The sequence below is a fragment of the Methylobacterium sp. J-092 genome (genome assembly GCF_022829325.1).
In the GTDB taxonomy this organism is placed as follows: domain Bacteria; phylum Pseudomonadota; class Alphaproteobacteria; order Rhizobiales; family Beijerinckiaceae; genus Methylobacterium.
The window spans coordinates 83,556-98,953 of record NZ_JAKSXU010000052.1 but is presented as its reverse complement, the minus strand read 5'-3'; the positions used below and the strand labels follow the sequence as shown (position 1 = coordinate 98,953).

The window sequence follows — 15,398 nt, the reverse complement described above, 5'->3', positions numbered from 1 at the left end:
AGAGCGCCTAACAGAACCGCCTGATTTGGTTGAGGGTGATGAGACTGGCGGCGAGGTTGGTGAAGGCCTCGTAGATGTCGGCGCGGCGCTCGTAGCGTACGGGCAGGCGTCGGAAACGGTTGAACCAGGCATGGGTGCGCTCGACTACCCAACGGTGACGCCCAAGCTTCTCGCTGCTGTCGATCCCGCGCCGAGCGATGCGAGGGACGATCCCACGGGCGCGGCACTCCTGGCGACGGGCACGGGCGTCGTAGGCCTTGTCGGCATGAAGCTTGTGGGGACGGCGGCGTGGGCGACCGCGCCGGCCGCTGCCCACGGGCGGGATCGCATCGAGGGTCGGGGCCATCATCACGCTGTCGTGGCGGTTGGCCCCCGTGAAGGTCAGGCCGAGGGGCGTACCGCGGGCATCGACGACGAGGTGACGCTTGGTGCCCGGTTTGCCGCGATCCGTCGGGTTCGGGCCTGTGGCAGAGCCCCTTTTTTCGCCGGGACAGACGCGCTGTCCAGGCTGGCCCGGCTCCAGTCGAGCTGGCCGGCTTCGTAAAGTCGCCCCAGCAGCACCTGATGCAGGCGGGTCCAGACGCCCGCCGCCTGCCAGTCCCGCAGGCGGCGCCAGCACGTCATGCCCGAGCCACAGCCCATCTCGGCCGGCAGCATCTCCCAGGGCAATCCAGAGCGCAGCACGAACAGGATGCCTGTCAGGGCCGCCCGGTTCTTGATAGGCCGTCGACCGCCTTTCGGACGGGGTCGGGGAGGCGGAAGCAGCGGGGCGATCTCGTCCCAGAGATCGTCGGGAAGAAGTGCGCGGGCCATGAAACACCAACGCACATCAACGCTCAGGGTGCCGTTCTGTTAGGCGCTCTAAGCTCGCCGACAGCCCCATCTACATCCAACGCCGGAACCCATCGTAGACCGTACGCCAGGGCGGGATGCCCGCAGGCAACGTCCGCCATGCCTCGCCACCCCGCAGGTGCTAGGCAATCGCCGCCGGCACGCGCTGCGCCAGCGTCGCATATGTATGGGGACAGCCAACTGAAGGTCGCAAACAGGCTCAAGACCGCCGAGCTTGTTGGCGCATTGCGAACAAACGCAAGCCAACCTTTGTGCGATCCCCGCCAACAAAACGGTTCGGGTTTGTTGGCTGATGGAGGACAATGAGAAGTGTGTTTGTTGGCGTTCTCCCAACAAACGTCAGCCCGTGGGAGCCAACGGAGCGAAGTCGGTCTCTACGTCCGTACGGATCGCGTTGTGGGTTTCGAAATGAAGGTCGGCCACGCTTGCCGGCATGGACGTCCGCGTTTCTCTCGTCGATTTTCGAATAGCCTGCCGAGCGGTCGAGGAGGCCCATCGCGCGGGCCGTGGGGCCTTGGAGCGCAGCGCCGTTGCGTTCGGTGTTCGGCGAGCCGTCGTGAAAGCGGCCATCGACCGCGTTGAGGCGGCGCTCGGTGGCATTCCGTTCTTCGAGGTCCAGGTGCGAAGGTCCGGGTTGCTGACCCCCGTTGGCGACACGTTCCGGCAGAAAGGTCCGAAACTGATCCAAACGTGGGAGTTGATGCTGCCGCTAGAAGTGGTCCCTGCCCAAACCCGCCCACCGGTTTCACACGAGCGCAAGCGCAAGACTGCCTCCTCGGCTCGACCGGTTACGACGATGGCCGAACTTGTCGCGATGGTCGGTCGCCAGGATCAGACGCTGAGGGAGATGGTGGCGTTGGTCGAAGCGTCGCAAACCGATGCCCGGGGTGACGGCACGGCGCCCGCGGGGACGAAGGCCGCGGATGCAATGTTGGTGGTTCTCACGACCTTGAGAAAGGCCGGTGGGGTCGGCGTCGCCACCGCCGATCTGAGGGATGCGCAGCAAGCGGCTGGGTTCAGGTCCAGTACCGCCGAGACGGCCAGGGCCGTGCTACGGAACGCCGGTCTCGTACGATGCGAGGGGCGGCGCTGGTACGTAGCCGAGCCATGATAGGAGCCCGGATCGCTCGGGGTTGAGCCGCCGAAAGTCGTCCCGAAAGTTTCCCGAAGGTAAGGCTGTTTCCGAAGAGATAGGACCGCACGGGACGCGATCTAGCCGAACGCGCCCGCATTGAAATCAATGAGTTAGGATCAGGTGGTTTCCTATCCGTAAACACGCGGTAGGGCCGTGGCCGCCAATTCCCGACGGTTTCCCGAAGGTCGAAGGGCATCAAACGCAAGCCCGTGCCCGGCGAGGCGGGAACGCGTCGAGGCGGGGACCCAAGCGGCCATCCCCGCGGCCGTAGCCCGTGGGTTGGGTTCGAGCACCCTGCGATCGGTGGATGCTAGATCCCTCGTGCTGCATGCTTACGGGTGGTGCCCGGCTTCATCAGACCTTGGGCAGTTGTTCGAAGACGACGGAGCCTTCGGCGCCGCCGGAGCCATTGGCGCCGGGTTGGCCGGGCGGCCCTTGGTCCCCCTGGGCGCCCGACGGTCCACCGCCATGGCACCACCCGCGTGGGGAGCCGCCGTCGCCGCCCGGGCCGCCCAGGCCGCCCGCCCCACCGGGACCGCCGTTTCCTGCGGCGCCGCCTGATACCATCGTGCTCGCGACCACTCGCCTGGCCGCCGCCGGATCGGCGACGCGGACGATCAACACGCCACCATCGCCACCCGATTGGCCGGCCGTGCCATCGGCCCCCGGCTGACCGGGACCACCTCTCTGACCACGTCCGGCACCGTGGCTGCAGTCTCCGAGACCGCTCGACGCATTGTCGCCCGTCGCGCCCTTGCTGCCGCCGCCCCCGTTCGCCCCCTGCGTCCCGTTCATCCCGCGGGCGCCGCGGAGGTCCACCCCGAGTCGACCGGTGATGGTGCCGTGAACGATGATCAGCACGCGACCGCCGCCGCGGCCCGCGGCTCCCGGCTGGGTAGCGTCTGGGTTCGGCATCGACCGAATGGCGCCGTTGTCAGATATGAGATTGTTGACCTCGACGACGAGGTCCCCGCCGTTCGTGACCAGGGAGCCGCCGTCGAGGCGCAACTCGGACGCGGACAGGTATCGCCGCTCGCCCGGTCCGGACATCTGCAGCGTTCCGCTCACCGTCAGGGCCGGCAGGGTGGCGAGTTCCTGAACCCGCTCAGCCGGATCCGAGATCGCCGGCTCGGTCCGGAGCAGCTCGGGCAACTCTCCCACGGTCTCGGTTTGGCCCCTACCGACGACGACCGGTTTCGCGTCGCTCCGCGCGCTGGAAAGGATCTCCGCCGAACCGAGGAGCCGTGCCATCAGCCTCGCCCCCGCGGCCGGCCACCCCACGAAGGTGGACGAGAGCATCAATCCCAGGAGGACGGTGAACAGGATCGAGAGGGCCCAGGCGAGGAAGCCCCCGGCGCCGGATATCGCCCTGGGGGCCGCCGACAAGGCCGAGGCGGCGAGCCCGAAGATCAGGATCGACAGCGCGGCCGCAAGGGTCAGCCCGGGGCTGAATTGCTTCGTCCAGCCGAGTACGAGGGCCGCGCCGGCAAAGACGATCACGCCGGAAAGAACGAGCTTCGTCTGTGCCGGAATAGTCTTCTTCGCCCAGCCTAGAACCTCGAACGGAGACATCCACGAGCCTTTTGCACGAGCCGAAGGCTGGCCCGACGCGCTGCGGACTGTCGATCCGCGCGCCCGCGTCGGCCGGCGATTGATGATGCCCCGTAAAAGTTCGTAAAGACAAGCTTGATGCGTTCTTTTTCCATGTCTGAGATTCGGCTAGCGAATCCGTAGGACAGTTTATGCCAGCGGCTAAGGGCAGCTGGCCCATCCTTGGACATCGGCCGCGGGCGGCACACCGGTGCATCGTCCCCCCGGCGGCGCATCGAAAGCGCGAGGGCCCACATAGGCTTCTTGAAAACGTCGGTGTGATAGGCGGCGCACCGCAAGCCCGTGATGGGAGGCGCGACGCACACCTGTCTCCAGGATCGATTTGGATCTGTTCGAGACGCCGACGCGGCACGTCGCGTCGGCGTCTCTCTGTCGACCGGCGTCGGGAGGGACCTACCTCTGATTAACCCACGGTCGGGAGCCGATTGACGTTCGGCTTGGGCCGGGAGGCGGAAACCGCCGAGCGCGAGGATGTGCTTTTGACGCGGCGGCGGTCGGTGTTGACCGTGCGGGCGTCCCCGCAGTCATGCGCGGGCGCCTCCATGATCACCGGCTGCGGAGCCGACGGGACGAGGGATAGGAGCGGCAGGGCCTTCCTTAAGCCGCGGACATCCGCAAGCGCCTCCGCGGCCTCCTCCTGGCCCTCCAGCGTCCACTGACCGTACACCCTCACCATCGTCTGGACGGACATCCCGAGGAGGTCGGCGCCCCTGCGCACGTCGACGTTGGCGATGCGCAGGTAGGTCGCGGCGGTATGCCGGAGCGTGTGGGGCACGACGTCCCTGCCGAGCCCGGCATCCTCCATGATCGTCCGCCAGATGTAGTCCGGGCTCCGGTCGTAGGAAGTGCCGTCGGGCTTGTGTATGACGTGGTCGATACCGGCGACGAGGTCCGCCCGCCGCCACCGGGCCAGCGTCGCCACCGTCCTGTCGGATATCCTGGAGCTCGCCCGTGGCTTACCCGAGTTCGGATCCAGGCCGAAGCCGCGCCGGTGGATCAGACCTGCGTCTAGGTCGAAGCAGCCCCCATCCTCCGAGATATGCCACCGAAGCTCGCGCATCGCGGTGTTGCGGGTCCCCGTGGTGACGCCGACGAACACGAAGCGGCGGGCGGGCCGGCGCGCCCGGATGGTGTCGGCACACCGCAGCTCCCGCCGGGTGACGACGTTCCCATCCTCGTCCGCGACGGTCTCGGTCCTCCAGCCCTTGGTCTCGTGGTCCCATATCCGGCCGCGGATCGCCCAGTAGATCCGGTCGATCTCGACCGGCCTGAGCCACCGGGTCCGTCCCGGCCCGGCCTTCGGCAGGTACACCTCGGGATGCCAAGATAAGGCATGCTCGTCGGCATAGAGCTTGATCGCCTTGCTCAGCTCGTAGAGGTCCTCCCGCGCGCTCGCCTCCTTCGCCAGGGGTGCATCCGGGTTGTTCGGCGAGTAGCGGGCATCCGGCAGGGTGATGCGCCACTCGATGAACGCCTTGCACTTGGCGGTCGTCACGTCCTTGAACACCGAGCCGTCGAAGAACCTCGCGAGGGTCGCGAGCCGGGTCGAGCGCATGAGGTAGAGGTGGGCGGCCGCCTTGCCTGCGGTGGAGAGGGGCCGGTCGGCGTCGAGGAGGTGGGCGAGGGCCGCGACCACGGGCACCATGCGCGGCGCGACGATGCCGCGCTCCTTGGCGCCCTTCTGCAACTTGTACAGGTCGAGCAGGGTCTCGGCGTCCGCCCGACGCCAGGGCGGAAGACGGGTCGAGATCTCCCTTTTGCCGTCGCGGATATAGAGCGTCGGCTCCCCGCCCTGGGACTTCGCCTGTCGCTCGACGAGGTGCGGTCCGATGGGCGCAGGCCCACGCCGCCGCTCGAACTCGGGGACCACCGCCGCCGAGGTCATTAACAGCACGCGGATGTCCTCCGCGGCGCGCGCGAGCGCGCCAACTTGCATCGTCTCTCTCACGATTCTAGGGTCCATCATTCCGTGCCCGCACGCGTGCGGGCGTTTCGGGAAGACGGACACGGGGCGGGAAACCGCCACAGTAACGCGCCCCGTGTCCGCCGACTTACTGCCCCGCCCAACCTACGCGGAGGGCAAGGCAGATCTCTTCGCAGCGCGCGCCGTGCGCTTGCGATCCCGACCGAGCCTTCTGGCTTCGGCCAGCTTCAACTGGAACATAGCCTGAGGCGATGCCTCGGCCCGATCCGGCTCCCCTGCCTTCTCCCCGACCTCGTCGACGCCCATCCTGCGGATCGCCATCGGCGTGGTGAAGAACTTGCCCGCCACCTTGGTGACCGTCAGGGTGCCGTCGCGCTCGGCCGTCCGCAGGGTGTTCGTCGTGATCGGCCCCGCCGGCCAGAACAGGGCGGCGGCCTCGGGCAGTGTGAGTAGTTCGTCATCGGCCCATTCCTCGGTCCTCGGCCGCGCCGCGACCCGTGGCGGAACCCGCCGACCAGGACCGGCCGGCGTTCCTGCGCGAGGCAACCGATCTCCGGATCCGGTGTCAACGGCCGGGGTGAGCGGCGGCGGCGGTAGCGACGGAGACGCGTCAAGATCGGCCTCGCAGGCTCCGTCCATGCTTGAAGGATCGGGCATCATTTCCTTTGCGGACACGAGACCGGAATGCTCGCGAGCCCCTAGCGTGAAGGGGAGAAACGGCTCGTCGTCGATACCGGCACCGGGATCAAATCCGAACGCCGGCCCCTCGTCCGAACCTTGGGATGCCGCGATATTCCCTGGGTCCATCGAAGGACCGCCGCGGATCGCCGAAGGATTGGCGTTCATTTGAGATGCGTCGTCCTGTCGCGTTCCGGGGTCGTCCGCGACCGGTAATTCGGATGGACCTGCATCGCCGCAGACGGCCGCCTGAGCGTACGAGGACGTCATTCGGGCCGCTGATTCTAGGGCGACGTCCAGTCCCCCGTCGTGGCTCGTCGGTCGTGCAGCTGCGTGCAGCCGGGCGCCAACCTTCACCGGGTCCACGGGCGGGAGCCCTGGGGATGCCGCCGCAGGCGGCGTCCTCTGGAGGGTATCCGTCAGGATGCCCACCATGGCTGGCTCTACCCTTATCTCACTCCCTGCCCCGGCATCCCGTGTGCGGAACGCGATGTCCCCTGAGGGCGTGCCGGCCGTAGGCTCCGTTCTGTCCCTCGCCCTCGCATCGCGCCCACCGGATGGCGGCCCGAGAAGCCGCAGGAGCCGTGCAATCGCCGTCAGCATGATCGTGCCTCTTCAGTTCGGAGGCTCGATTGTCCCGATTCGGTGGCGTTTCTCCAAGTTCAATTTCATCCTTCACTGATTGACTAACAACACAGGCCATGGATGTAATCCCCATTTGTAGCCCTAGCATGGGATACGGATGACGACGTCCATGCCGACGGCGAAGTGGATACGATGCTATGACGAGTTGAACCTCGTACCGGCCCTCCGGTTCGGCGCCGTATGCAACGCTCCAATGGGATGCCAAGTCGAAGGCGATTAATTCGATCATTACAATTTGAGGCGTGTGGCAAGGACGCAATATTTTGGTATGACCTGCATGTTCCTTTTGTAATCCCTCTAGGAATGTCTTGTCGGGACGCCTTCATCTCACGTCGGCCGGCTTGTCGGTCGATTCGATCTGGAGGGAAGGATGCCGGTGTCATGTCCATGGCTTCGGTGGCGCGTCTCGGCCGCCGTCGCACCGGTCTTGGAAGTCGGGGATGGCGGCGCGGTCGGACACGCCGTCCGCGCCGCCATCCCGCCGCCTCGGGTCACGTCGCTCTCGTCGGCGACGCGTGACTACGCCCAAGCCGTGGACGGCTCGCGCTTCGATAGGCTCGATGCGAAGGACTTGACGCGTCTCCGCGTCGCGATGGGCGCCGAGATTTGGGCCTGGCAATACGCTCGGCGACTGACGGGCCAACCGCCGTGGCGGGCCGCGTCGGCGGTCGAGGGAAGCCGTGAGCGCATCCGCGCCGACCGGCAGATGAACGCCGACATCGCGACCTGGGAGGCTGCCCTCGTCGAACTGGATGCCGAGGCCGGGCGCGCCCGGCTCTACGGCAGGCCCGTGCCCGAACCGCTGGCGGTCCCTCCGGCCGTGCTTTCGGCCATCGAGGCCCGGCGTGCCGCCTCACTCGAACGGGCCGCCCGCAGGCGGGGCCGGGACGGCGATGGGTATTTGGCCCCCTCGCCGGAAGGAACGGTCGAGCCGCCATCCCCGCCCGTCTGACCATCCGGTCCCTGCCCACCCATCCCGAACGATGCCGAGAACCGCGAACATGACCGAGCCTTCCAGCCACCGGCAATCCATCGGCGACACCAGTCCGCTTTCCCATCCAGGTTCGGTTCGGGCCAGGAAAGGTCTGTACATTCGCTTCGTGACCCGGATGAGCGGGGACCTCAGCGAGGCCGTGTCGGCGGCTGCGCGTGACGACGGGCTCACCGCCGGTGCCTACGTGCGAAGGATGCTGCTGGACCGCGTTGGCATGCAATCGCCGGAGGATGCCCGCAGCGGCAGGCCGGTCCGCAGGCCGGACGAGGACACCGCCGCAATCGCGTCCGCCATTCGGGCACTGGGCTCGGTCAGCACCGCCGTGGCCTTGCGCGACGAGGCGGCGGCGAAGGCCGCGCTGCATCAGGCTCGGATGTTGCTCATCCCACTGGTCGCGCGCCGGCCGGCCCCGTGATCACCGGCGCGACGCGCGGCACGGGCTTCGGCGGTGCCCTGGCCCGTCACCTCCTCAAGGCCGAGAACGAGGCCGTTGTCATCCCCGCGCGCGGCCTCGGTGGCGCGACCCTGTCCGAGCAGATCGCCGAGTTGGTGGCGATGTCCGCGGGCGGCCGGACCGACCGGCCCATCTACCACGTGTTCTGCAGCCCCGACCCGGCGATTGCCGCCAACCCGGCCGTCAAGGCCCGGTTCTGGGCCTTGTTCGAGGCGGAGTTCGGCATGGCATCCCAATCCTTCTGCGGCGCCGAGCACGACAAGTGCGGCCGTCTGCACGAGCACCGGGTCTACTCCGTCGTCCGTCCCTCCGGCGCGGTGGTCGACCTGGCCTGGGATTACGCCAGGCGCGAGAAGTGCGCCCGCATCGTCGAGTTCGAATTCGGCATGCCGGCGGTCCCGTCCAAGCACGCGCGCACGATCGCAAAAGCGCTGCGCCGGGACGGCCGGCACGACGTTGCAGACTGGCTCGTGGCCTCGGGTACGACCGAATCGGAACGGCCCGTCGCACGCGTGACGCCGCGCGAGCGGCTGATCGAGGAACGGACCGGCATCGACCTCGACGACGTGCGCCGGGCGACGCTCGCTGCTTGGCGCGAGACCACCGACGGACCAGGCTTCCTTTCGGCCCTGCGCACCCGCGGCCTCGACCTGCGCCAGGGTCGCGTCGGCCCGGTCGTCGTCGACGCCGCCGGGACGGCCCATCCCGCGACCCGCATCCTCGGCGCCGCGGCCCGGCGTTTCGAGGGCGAGCGTATCCTGGCGGGGACCGTAAGGGACCGCCTGAACGATTTGATGCTGGAGGGGATGACCGGTGGACGAAACGGAGATCATGCGGCGCCTGGACGCCCAAGACAGGGTGCTGCACGCGATCCTGGCCTTGTTGGCACCGGCGGAGGAGGATGCGACCGGAGCGGCGGGGTTCGACGATCTGGTAGAGACGCTGGCCGACCTGACGGAGGCGGTCTCGGACGTGACGGTCGCGGTCCGGGCACTGCGCTGGGCCGGCTCCGGTCCACCCCCGCGGGCCGCGCCCTCGTCATCCGGCGACGCCTGAACGGCATGCAACCCTGGATCGGGCGAAACGCCGCCGCCGCAGAGCGCGCCCGCGGGGCGGTGGATCGGATCGACGCCGAGGCAGAACACGACCGACGTCGCGGCTATGCCCTTTGGGGCGTCACCGACATCTGGGGCATCCCGCTGCAGTAGGGTTTCGCAGGATTCGCGGCCCGGGTCGCTTGCCAACGCCGACGGTCGCGCGTGACCGATAAAAATTCGCGGTCCGCCCGGGATGAAGCCCCCAATGGACATCGCTTCTACCGATGCCGTTAGGTGTTCCGAAACAGAATTGCCAACTTTGTATAACCCGCTGAGAGTTATGACGTTTTAAGCACGCTTGCGACGGTTTCCACCAAGTCGGCATGAGACGGAACGCGGGCGTTCCCCTCGGCCGCTGGTGGGTTGCAAGGTCACCCGTACACTATTGGCAATACCGTTTCGCATAGCGACGCTCGATCCCGAGCCGGCGGCCGGTCCCAGGATTGTTCGTGATGGCCCGCATCCCGTCGCCCTCCCACGGCATGTCTCTGTTCACCGCGACGGGACGTCGCAAATACCTGACACCGTCGGAACGGCTGCGCTTCATGTCGGTCGCCGCGGGCGAGCCCCCCGAGATCGAGACGCTCTGCCTCGCGCTGGCCTGGACCGGCTGCCGCATCAGCGAGACGCTCGCACTGGTCCACGCGGACATCGACCACGACGAGAGGACCGTCTCCGTGCGCTGCCTCAAGAAGCGCAGGCCGGGGATCGTCCGCGAGGTGCCGGTGCCGACGGTGTTCCTGACGGCGCTCGTGCGTGTCCATGGAGACGGACCGCCCGACGCCCGTCTATGGACGATGGCCCGGAGTACGGCGTGGCGCCACGTCAAAAATGTGATGCAGGCGGCCGGCGTCGGTGCGACGGCGGCCTCGCCGAAGGGCCTGCGTCACGGCTTCGGCGTTCATGCGCTCCGATCCGGCATCCCGCTCAACCTGCTGCAGCGCTGGCTCGGTCACGCAGACATCGCGACCACCGCGATCTACGCGGACGTGATGGGCGCGGAGGAACGAGAGATCGCCTCTCGCATGTGGTGACGCAACGAGGCGCGCGGGATCGATCTCGTCCTGGCATCGCGCCCTTCGGATTTCCGCCGGGCCTCCGGCCGATCTTTACGAACCGGCCGTCCGCCGCGATCCGGGACGCCGCCGACATGAACGCGAGGGACAGATGAAACGCGCGACCCTGACCCTGGTAGCGAGCGTGGCGCTGACCGGAGCCGCTCACGCCGGTGCGGTCGCCGGTGCCCATGACGGCGGCTACAGGGCCGCGGACGGGGATTTCCTCGACGTCGCCAGCGCAAACGACCGCATCGGCCTGGACGGCCTCGACTGCATGCATCCGGTCGTCCGAGGTGGCCGCATCTCGTCCAAGACGTGCTGGGGCAACGGCCATCTCGGTGCCGACGTCGAGGGCGAATGGAAGGTCGAGGGGGACGTCGTCACGTTCCGGGGGAAGCGGTACACGCGGCTGCCCGCCAAGCCCCCAGCACTGGCGAACCCTGCCCCCGCACCGACCGCGACGCTGGTCGATCCGACCGGCCGGCCCTGGCGGCACAACGGCAGCATCGTGATGGCCGACCCCGCCACGGGCGTCATCGCGTACTTGGAAGCGAAGGCATCCCTAAAGCCGAGCGTCACGGTCGGCACGGTGCTGTTCCGCGGGGCGCTCCACCCTGACCGGCCGGTCCAGGGAACTGCCTACGCGTACAAGGTCGGCTGCCCGGCCGCGCCGTACCCGGTCCAGGGCGCCTATTCGGGCCCCGATACGCTCACGCTACGGGGCGCCGGCCCCGTGCGACGCGGCTGCGAGGTCGTCGGATACTCCGACCGCAGCCCGCACGCCGTCCTGCGCTTCACTTACCTCCTCGACGATTGAATCGGAGATCCCATGAACGAAGTCGTCACCGGCACCCTGCTGGGCATCGCTTCCTACAACCTGTTCGACATCCAGGTAAATCCATCCGGGCGGGAGGTCTGGTCGGGCGTCCGGATGCGTACCGCGAACGGCCGGACCCGGTTCTTCACCGGCATGACGGTCGAGGCGGAGGCCGCGATCATACTCCGCGCCGCGATGGAGCACGGCGATACCGTCGAACTGTGGCTGTCCGGCAAGGAGCAGCGGGTCCATCCCTATGGCATCCGGTCCGATGCCGAGGAGTGGTACAGCGACGCCTTCAGCCGCGACGTCAACGGCGAGGCGGTGAAGTGGCTGGTAATCGGACTCCTCACGCTGCCACTGATCGGCCTGGGCGTGTTCTTCCTATGGGCGTCGATCAGCAAGTTCATCGATGCCGCGCGGTTCGCTCCGACGCATTCCCGCGGGGTGTTCGACCTCGGGTACGAGGCCGGCGTGTTGGGTCGTAAGGTCGATGTCGGTACGGTCGAACAGATGAAGGCCGCATGATCGGCAAACTACGAGCCTGTCTCGCAAACGAGCATCTTGACGATCTGACGGACATTCGCTCGGGTATAATCGCGCGTGACCCCTTTTATAAGCATGCCGTCGGAGCCGCAGGCGAGGATTTCGATTGGCAGGACGATTGCGATCCTCAACGGACCTTCTGAGGACTAGGCTGGTATCTCCCGCCGTTGACGATGGCAGCGAAATGGGGTCGCACTGCATCCGTGACCCGGGATACTGGAAAGCCATGGGGGCGAAATGCTGAGGGCGATACTCGGGGGGAAGGGGCGGCGATTGCCTGATACCGCCAAGCCAGGCGATTCATTCAGAAGCGTCTTTCGTACCGCCGAGGATCCGCTCACGGCCGCGGTCTTCTCGCGTCTCGCCTACCTCGATCCGGTTCTCCTGTGGGACATCCTCAGAAGCGCAACGCGCTTCGAACTGCCTACTGGCACCCGGCCGATCCGGCTTACGGAGGCACAGTTCTGGCCCGGATGGTCGCTGACCACGGTCGACGGCTCGCGAAGCGTTGAACCCGACGTTTTCATGCGGTTCGACATCGGCGATCCGCCGCGTCGCATCGATCTGGTCGTCGAATGCAAACGCGGGGATGGGCACGACAGCCGGCAATGGGATCGGGAATGGCGCGCCCACTCGGAGACATACCCCGACGAAGACCCCGATAGGGATGTCGTACTCCTCGCCGTCGGCAGGTGGGGCAAGGCACCCCCCATGGAAATCAGCACGATCCAAACCGCCCACCAAGGTCCGATGCCCGAGGGTTTCCGCGCGGTCGCGATGGATTGGTGCGACCTGACGGACGCGCTGGCTAGGCTGACGGTCGACGACCGGGATCGTCGCATCGTCGACGACATCCTCGACGCGCTCGGCCTACATGGTCATCTGAACGTCCGGGAGATGAGGGGCCTCCCCAGATATCAGATAGCCTTCGAGCGTTCGCATCAGGCGTTGGCCGACCGTTCCCTTCAGGCGCCGGAGGAGGCGCTTCAGGAGCGTGCACCTCGTCTAGATCCGCTCGCAGGCTGGCTCGCGCGCATCGTGACCATGCGTTCGGGGCCGGCATCCCATGACGCCCTACGAAGGATGTGACGCATGCCGGATGTGGATCCCGCGCTCGCCGAGGCCCTGACCGACGTCCGCAAGGCGTACAGGCTCGTCTGGTCGTACCAGCGTCGCGTCCTGGACCTCGCGAAGATCGTGCTCGGCGCCTTTCCAGAGCACGAATTCTATGCATGGCGCCCAAGGGCCGGCGATCCTCCCCCACAACTGACAGGCGATCCGCTCAAACGCTGGGCCTGGGACTTCGTCCCGATGGCCGAGGCATGCATCCTGTTCCTGCCCGGGGGCGCCGACCGGAACGCCCCGAAGGCCGGTGAGTGGATGGTGGAGCTTCGCGTTCGCGTAGATAGCGGGCACGAGGGCTATGAAGCTGAAGGCGAGGTCGATCCCGCACGCTTCGACCCGGCCGAGAGATGCACCTCTTCCCTGTGGCTCTACATGTGGCTCTGTGACGAGGGGGTCTCGAAGAATTGGTACAACTGGGTATGGCAGCGCGGCCCCTGGCCGGACGTCGATGGGACGCCTGTACCGCACCCGGGAGGGCCCTTCCGAATTGTCGGACAGCAGGTCGATCTCGCGACCTTGCCGGACAGGGCATCCGTGGAGACCATGGTCGCCGACTTTAGGACCATGGCGACACAGGCGTTGGGGGTACCTGCCTGAGTGCACCTCTCGTCAGTGTGTGTGCGTCCCGGGTCACGGGTCCGGACAGGGGCGGCGGGTGCCAAGAGGGCTTGCGGCGATAGCGTCCTAGGCGCCCACGCATCCCAACCATGAGTCAAAACTTAGAGGACTCGTGGGGAGCTTTCAGGTCACCAGAACGTGCACGCCTCGGAACACGCGATCTCACTATCGAATCGGAAGGAACGGCCGCGCCACCGTGCCGGTCCGGGTCTCCCATCGCGCAACAACTGTCTCGCCCTCTTCCGTCTCGAAGCCGTCCTCGATCCAGGCTTCGCTGGCCTTCATATGGATGCGGAAACCCCATTCCCCGGTCCAGACGGTGACACACTCATCCGTGTGGCAGCGGATCTCCGTGATGAGGTCACGAAGCTCCTGCGCTGCGGCGGCGCGCGCCGCGTACCACTCCTCCTTGGGTAAGCCGTCGAGATCCCTGATGGCGGAGAGGATGCCATGCGAGACGTCCGGCGTCGATGTCGGCGGCGCGGCGCGTAGCTGGCGCTGGGCCGACGATAGGTCTTCCTCCGCACGGGCGAGCTCGGCTTGGCGGATCGCCAGCCGGTCGTCCAGCGCCGCGCCCTTCTCGATGGCCGCGACCAGGTTGTCGACGGACGTACGCGCCTCGTCGCGGCGGCGGCGGGCGGCCGCGACGGCCTCGTCGTCCGCAATCGCGGGGGCCTGTGGCGGCCTATCGGACAGCAACGCCCAGGAGAGGATCGCACGTTCCAACGGCGCATAGCGAGGGTAGGCCGCGTTGGCGCACGTTCCGTTGCGGTTCCCGCTGCAGCGCAGGACAGGCGTGCTCCGCGGCCCCCGGTCCCGGTAGTTCATCGGACTCCCGCAGGCGTCGCAGACCGCAAGACCCGAGAAAAGGTTGCTGTAGACCGTGCCTTTACGCCCGCCCGGGTTGGCGACACCGTTCCTCGCCCGCTTGTCAGCGGCCCGACGCGCCCGTTGCCAGAGGTCCTCGGAAATGACGCGCGGATAGTAGTCCGGGATCGGGTCGCCGACGGGTATGCGACGCTCGCGTCGGATGCCGTCCGCCACGGTCACCTCCTTTCGGCAGGGCTGGAAGAAACCGAGCAGCGCCGGGTTGTCCGTGTACTTCGTGACCGTCCCGCCATACCACTCCCGGCCATGGCCCCAGGGCTTCTTGCCTTCGGCGTTGAGCCGCCTGGCGATCTTGTCGCGACCGATGCCAGCGGCGAGCTCTTCGAGCATTCGTACGACCACGTCTACGCGCTCGTCGATGGGCTTGAACGAGCGCCGGTCCGGAAGGAGTTCGAGCCAAGCGGGGCACCGGGCCGTCATCTTCACGTCCGTCCGCTCGCGCTTGCGGACCCAAGCGGCCCGGAGCCGCTGGACCTTGCGGGCACTCTCCTCGTGCGCCCGGCTCATCACCGCGAGCGAGACGATGAGCTGGGTCCAGTTCCCGTTGACGCTCTCCTCGGAGTAGACGCAGTCGTCACCCAGCGTAGCGACGACGATGCCCGCCTCGATCAGCGCCAGGAAAGAACGCAGGGCAGTGAGGACGTGCTCGCGACTCAGGCGGTCGAGGCTTTCCACGAGCAGGTAGCTGCCGCGGGGGACCTCCCCCGCCTCGACCTTCCTGAGGAATACCCCCAGGGCGCCCCTGGTCCTGTTCGAGCCGTCGAACGCGGATATACCGAGGTCGCGCAGGGTGTCGTCGAGAACGAGATTGTGGGCGTCTATGAACGCGTCGCGGAGTTCGGCCTGCCTGACTTCGCCGTCACCCTTCAACTGCCGGTCTGACGACAGTCGGATGTAGCTGTAGGCCCGAGGGCGCTCGTTCGTCATGCGCCAGAACCTGGACGCTTATCCTTTGC

The 15,398-nt window shown here is 67.3% G+C and carries 14 protein-coding genes; 9 read left to right on the top strand and 5 right to left on the bottom strand.

Going from position 1 to position 15,398, the window contains the following annotated elements; translation table 11 throughout:
• Positions 1–7: 7 nt before the first annotated feature.
• A protein-coding gene (locus MKK60_RS04020; RefSeq protein WP_243984007.1) for an IS5 family transposase occupies positions 8–813 on the bottom strand; the annotation gives its coding sequence in 2 pieces (ribosomal slippage) (positions 8–483 and positions 483–813; 807 coding nt in all).
• Positions 814–1,285: 472 nt separating this feature from the next.
• Here MKK60_RS04020 and MKK60_RS04015 point away from each other — a divergent pair.
• Positions 1,286–1,963 (top strand): hypothetical protein, encoded by a 678-nt coding sequence (locus MKK60_RS04015; RefSeq protein ID WP_243984006.1) that lies wholly within the window; start codon positions 1,286–1,288, stop codon positions 1,961–1,963.
• 378 nt (positions 1,964–2,341) lie between these two features.
• Here the strand turns inward: MKK60_RS04015 and MKK60_RS04010 are convergent, their stop codons facing one another.
• The 3 genes from MKK60_RS04010 to MKK60_RS04000 form a co-directional block, all read right to left on the bottom strand.
• Positions 2,342–3,559 carry a hypothetical protein gene (locus tag MKK60_RS04010; protein ID WP_243984005.1) on the bottom strand — a complete coding sequence of 406 codons (1,218 nt, stop codon included), beginning with the start codon at positions 3,557–3,559 and terminating at the stop codon, positions 2,342–2,344.
• A gap of 442 nt (positions 3,560–4,001) precedes the next feature.
• Positions 4,002–5,546, bottom strand: coding sequence for a tyrosine-type recombinase/integrase (locus tag MKK60_RS28580; protein ID WP_243984004.1), 1,545 nt, complete (start codon positions 5,544–5,546; stop codon positions 4,002–4,004).
• 120 nt (positions 5,547–5,666) lie between these two features.
• The gene (locus MKK60_RS04000; protein ID WP_243984003.1) at positions 5,667–6,368 is read right to left on the bottom strand and encodes a hypothetical protein; all 702 of its coding nucleotides are present in this window, start codon (positions 6,366–6,368) and stop codon (positions 5,667–5,669) included.
• Positions 6,369–7,272: 904 nt separating this feature from the next.
• On the opposite strand from MKK60_RS04000, the gene MKK60_RS03995 reads away from it, so the two are divergent.
• The 8 genes from MKK60_RS03995 (at position 7,273) to MKK60_RS03960 (ending at position 13,533) form a co-directional block, all read left to right on the top strand.
• Positions 7,273–7,797, top strand: a complete 525-nt coding sequence (locus MKK60_RS03995; RefSeq protein WP_243984002.1) for a hypothetical protein — start codon at positions 7,273–7,275, stop codon at positions 7,795–7,797.
• Between the two features lie 49 nt (positions 7,798–7,846).
• Positions 7,847–8,254, top strand: coding sequence for a hypothetical protein (locus MKK60_RS03990; protein WP_243984001.1), 408 nt, complete (start codon positions 7,847–7,849; stop codon positions 8,252–8,254).
• Entirely contained in the window at positions 8,251–9,501 is a 1,251-nt protein-coding gene (locus MKK60_RS03985; RefSeq protein ID WP_243984000.1) for a relaxase/mobilization nuclease domain-containing protein, read from the top strand. The genes MKK60_RS03990 and MKK60_RS03985 overlap by 4 nt, the downstream gene beginning before the upstream one ends.
• 341 nt (positions 9,502–9,842) lie before the next feature.
• A complete protein-coding gene (locus tag MKK60_RS03980) occupies positions 9,843–10,424 on the top strand; it encodes a tyrosine-type recombinase/integrase (RefSeq protein ID WP_243983999.1) in 582 nt (193 codons plus the stop codon).
• A gap of 133 nt (positions 10,425–10,557) precedes the next feature.
• A complete protein-coding gene (locus MKK60_RS03975) occupies positions 10,558–11,265 on the top strand; it encodes a hypothetical protein (protein WP_243983998.1) in 708 nt (235 codons plus the stop codon).
• Positions 11,266–11,277: 12 nt separating this feature from the next.
• On the top strand, positions 11,278–11,793 hold the full coding sequence (locus MKK60_RS03970; protein ID WP_243983997.1) for a hypothetical protein: 516 nt from the start codon (positions 11,278–11,280) through the stop codon (positions 11,791–11,793).
• 291 nt (positions 11,794–12,084) lie between these two features.
• The gene (locus MKK60_RS03965) at positions 12,085–12,900 is read left to right on the top strand and encodes a hypothetical protein (protein ID WP_243983996.1); all 816 of its coding nucleotides are present in this window, start codon (positions 12,085–12,087) and stop codon (positions 12,898–12,900) included.
• 3 nt (positions 12,901–12,903) lie between these two features.
• A complete protein-coding gene (locus MKK60_RS03960) occupies positions 12,904–13,533 on the top strand; it encodes a hypothetical protein (protein WP_243983995.1) in 630 nt (209 codons plus the stop codon).
• A gap of 186 nt (positions 13,534–13,719) precedes the next feature.
• Here MKK60_RS03960 and MKK60_RS03955 read toward each other — a convergent pair whose 3' ends face one another.
• Positions 13,720–15,369 (bottom strand): recombinase family protein, encoded by a 1,650-nt coding sequence (locus MKK60_RS03955; RefSeq protein ID WP_243983994.1) that lies wholly within the window; start codon positions 15,367–15,369, stop codon positions 13,720–13,722.
• Positions 15,370–15,398: the final 29 nt, after the last annotated feature.

Excerpts from the sequence above, each read along its gene's own strand:
- MKK60_RS03975 (WP_243983998.1), top strand. The coding sequence starts at position 10,558 with ATGAAACGCGCGACCCTGACCCTGGTAGCGAGCGTGGCGCTGACCGGA.
- MKK60_RS04015 (WP_243984006.1), top strand. The coding sequence starts at position 1,286 with ATGGACGTCCGCGTTTCTCTCGTCGATTTTCGAATAGCCTGCCGAGCG.
- MKK60_RS03960 (WP_243983995.1), top strand. The coding sequence starts at position 12,904 with ATGCCGGATGTGGATCCCGCGCTCGCCGAGGCCCTGACCGACGTCCGC.
- MKK60_RS03955 (WP_243983994.1), bottom strand. The coding sequence starts at position 15,369 with ATGACGAACGAGCGCCCTCGGGCCTACAGCTACATCCGACTGTCGTCA.
- MKK60_RS04010 (WP_243984005.1), bottom strand. The coding sequence starts at position 3,559 with ATGTCTCCGTTCGAGGTTCTAGGCTGGGCGAAGAAGACTATTCCGGCA.
- MKK60_RS03980 (WP_243983999.1), top strand. The coding sequence starts at position 9,843 with ATGGCCCGCATCCCGTCGCCCTCCCACGGCATGTCTCTGTTCACCGCG.
- MKK60_RS04000 (WP_243984003.1), bottom strand. The coding sequence starts at position 6,368 with ATGAACGCCAATCCTTCGGCGATCCGCGGCGGTCCTTCGATGGACCCA.
- MKK60_RS03970 (WP_243983997.1), top strand. The coding sequence starts at position 11,278 with ATGAACGAAGTCGTCACCGGCACCCTGCTGGGCATCGCTTCCTACAAC.
- MKK60_RS03990 (WP_243984001.1), top strand. The coding sequence starts at position 7,847 with ATGACCGAGCCTTCCAGCCACCGGCAATCCATCGGCGACACCAGTCCG.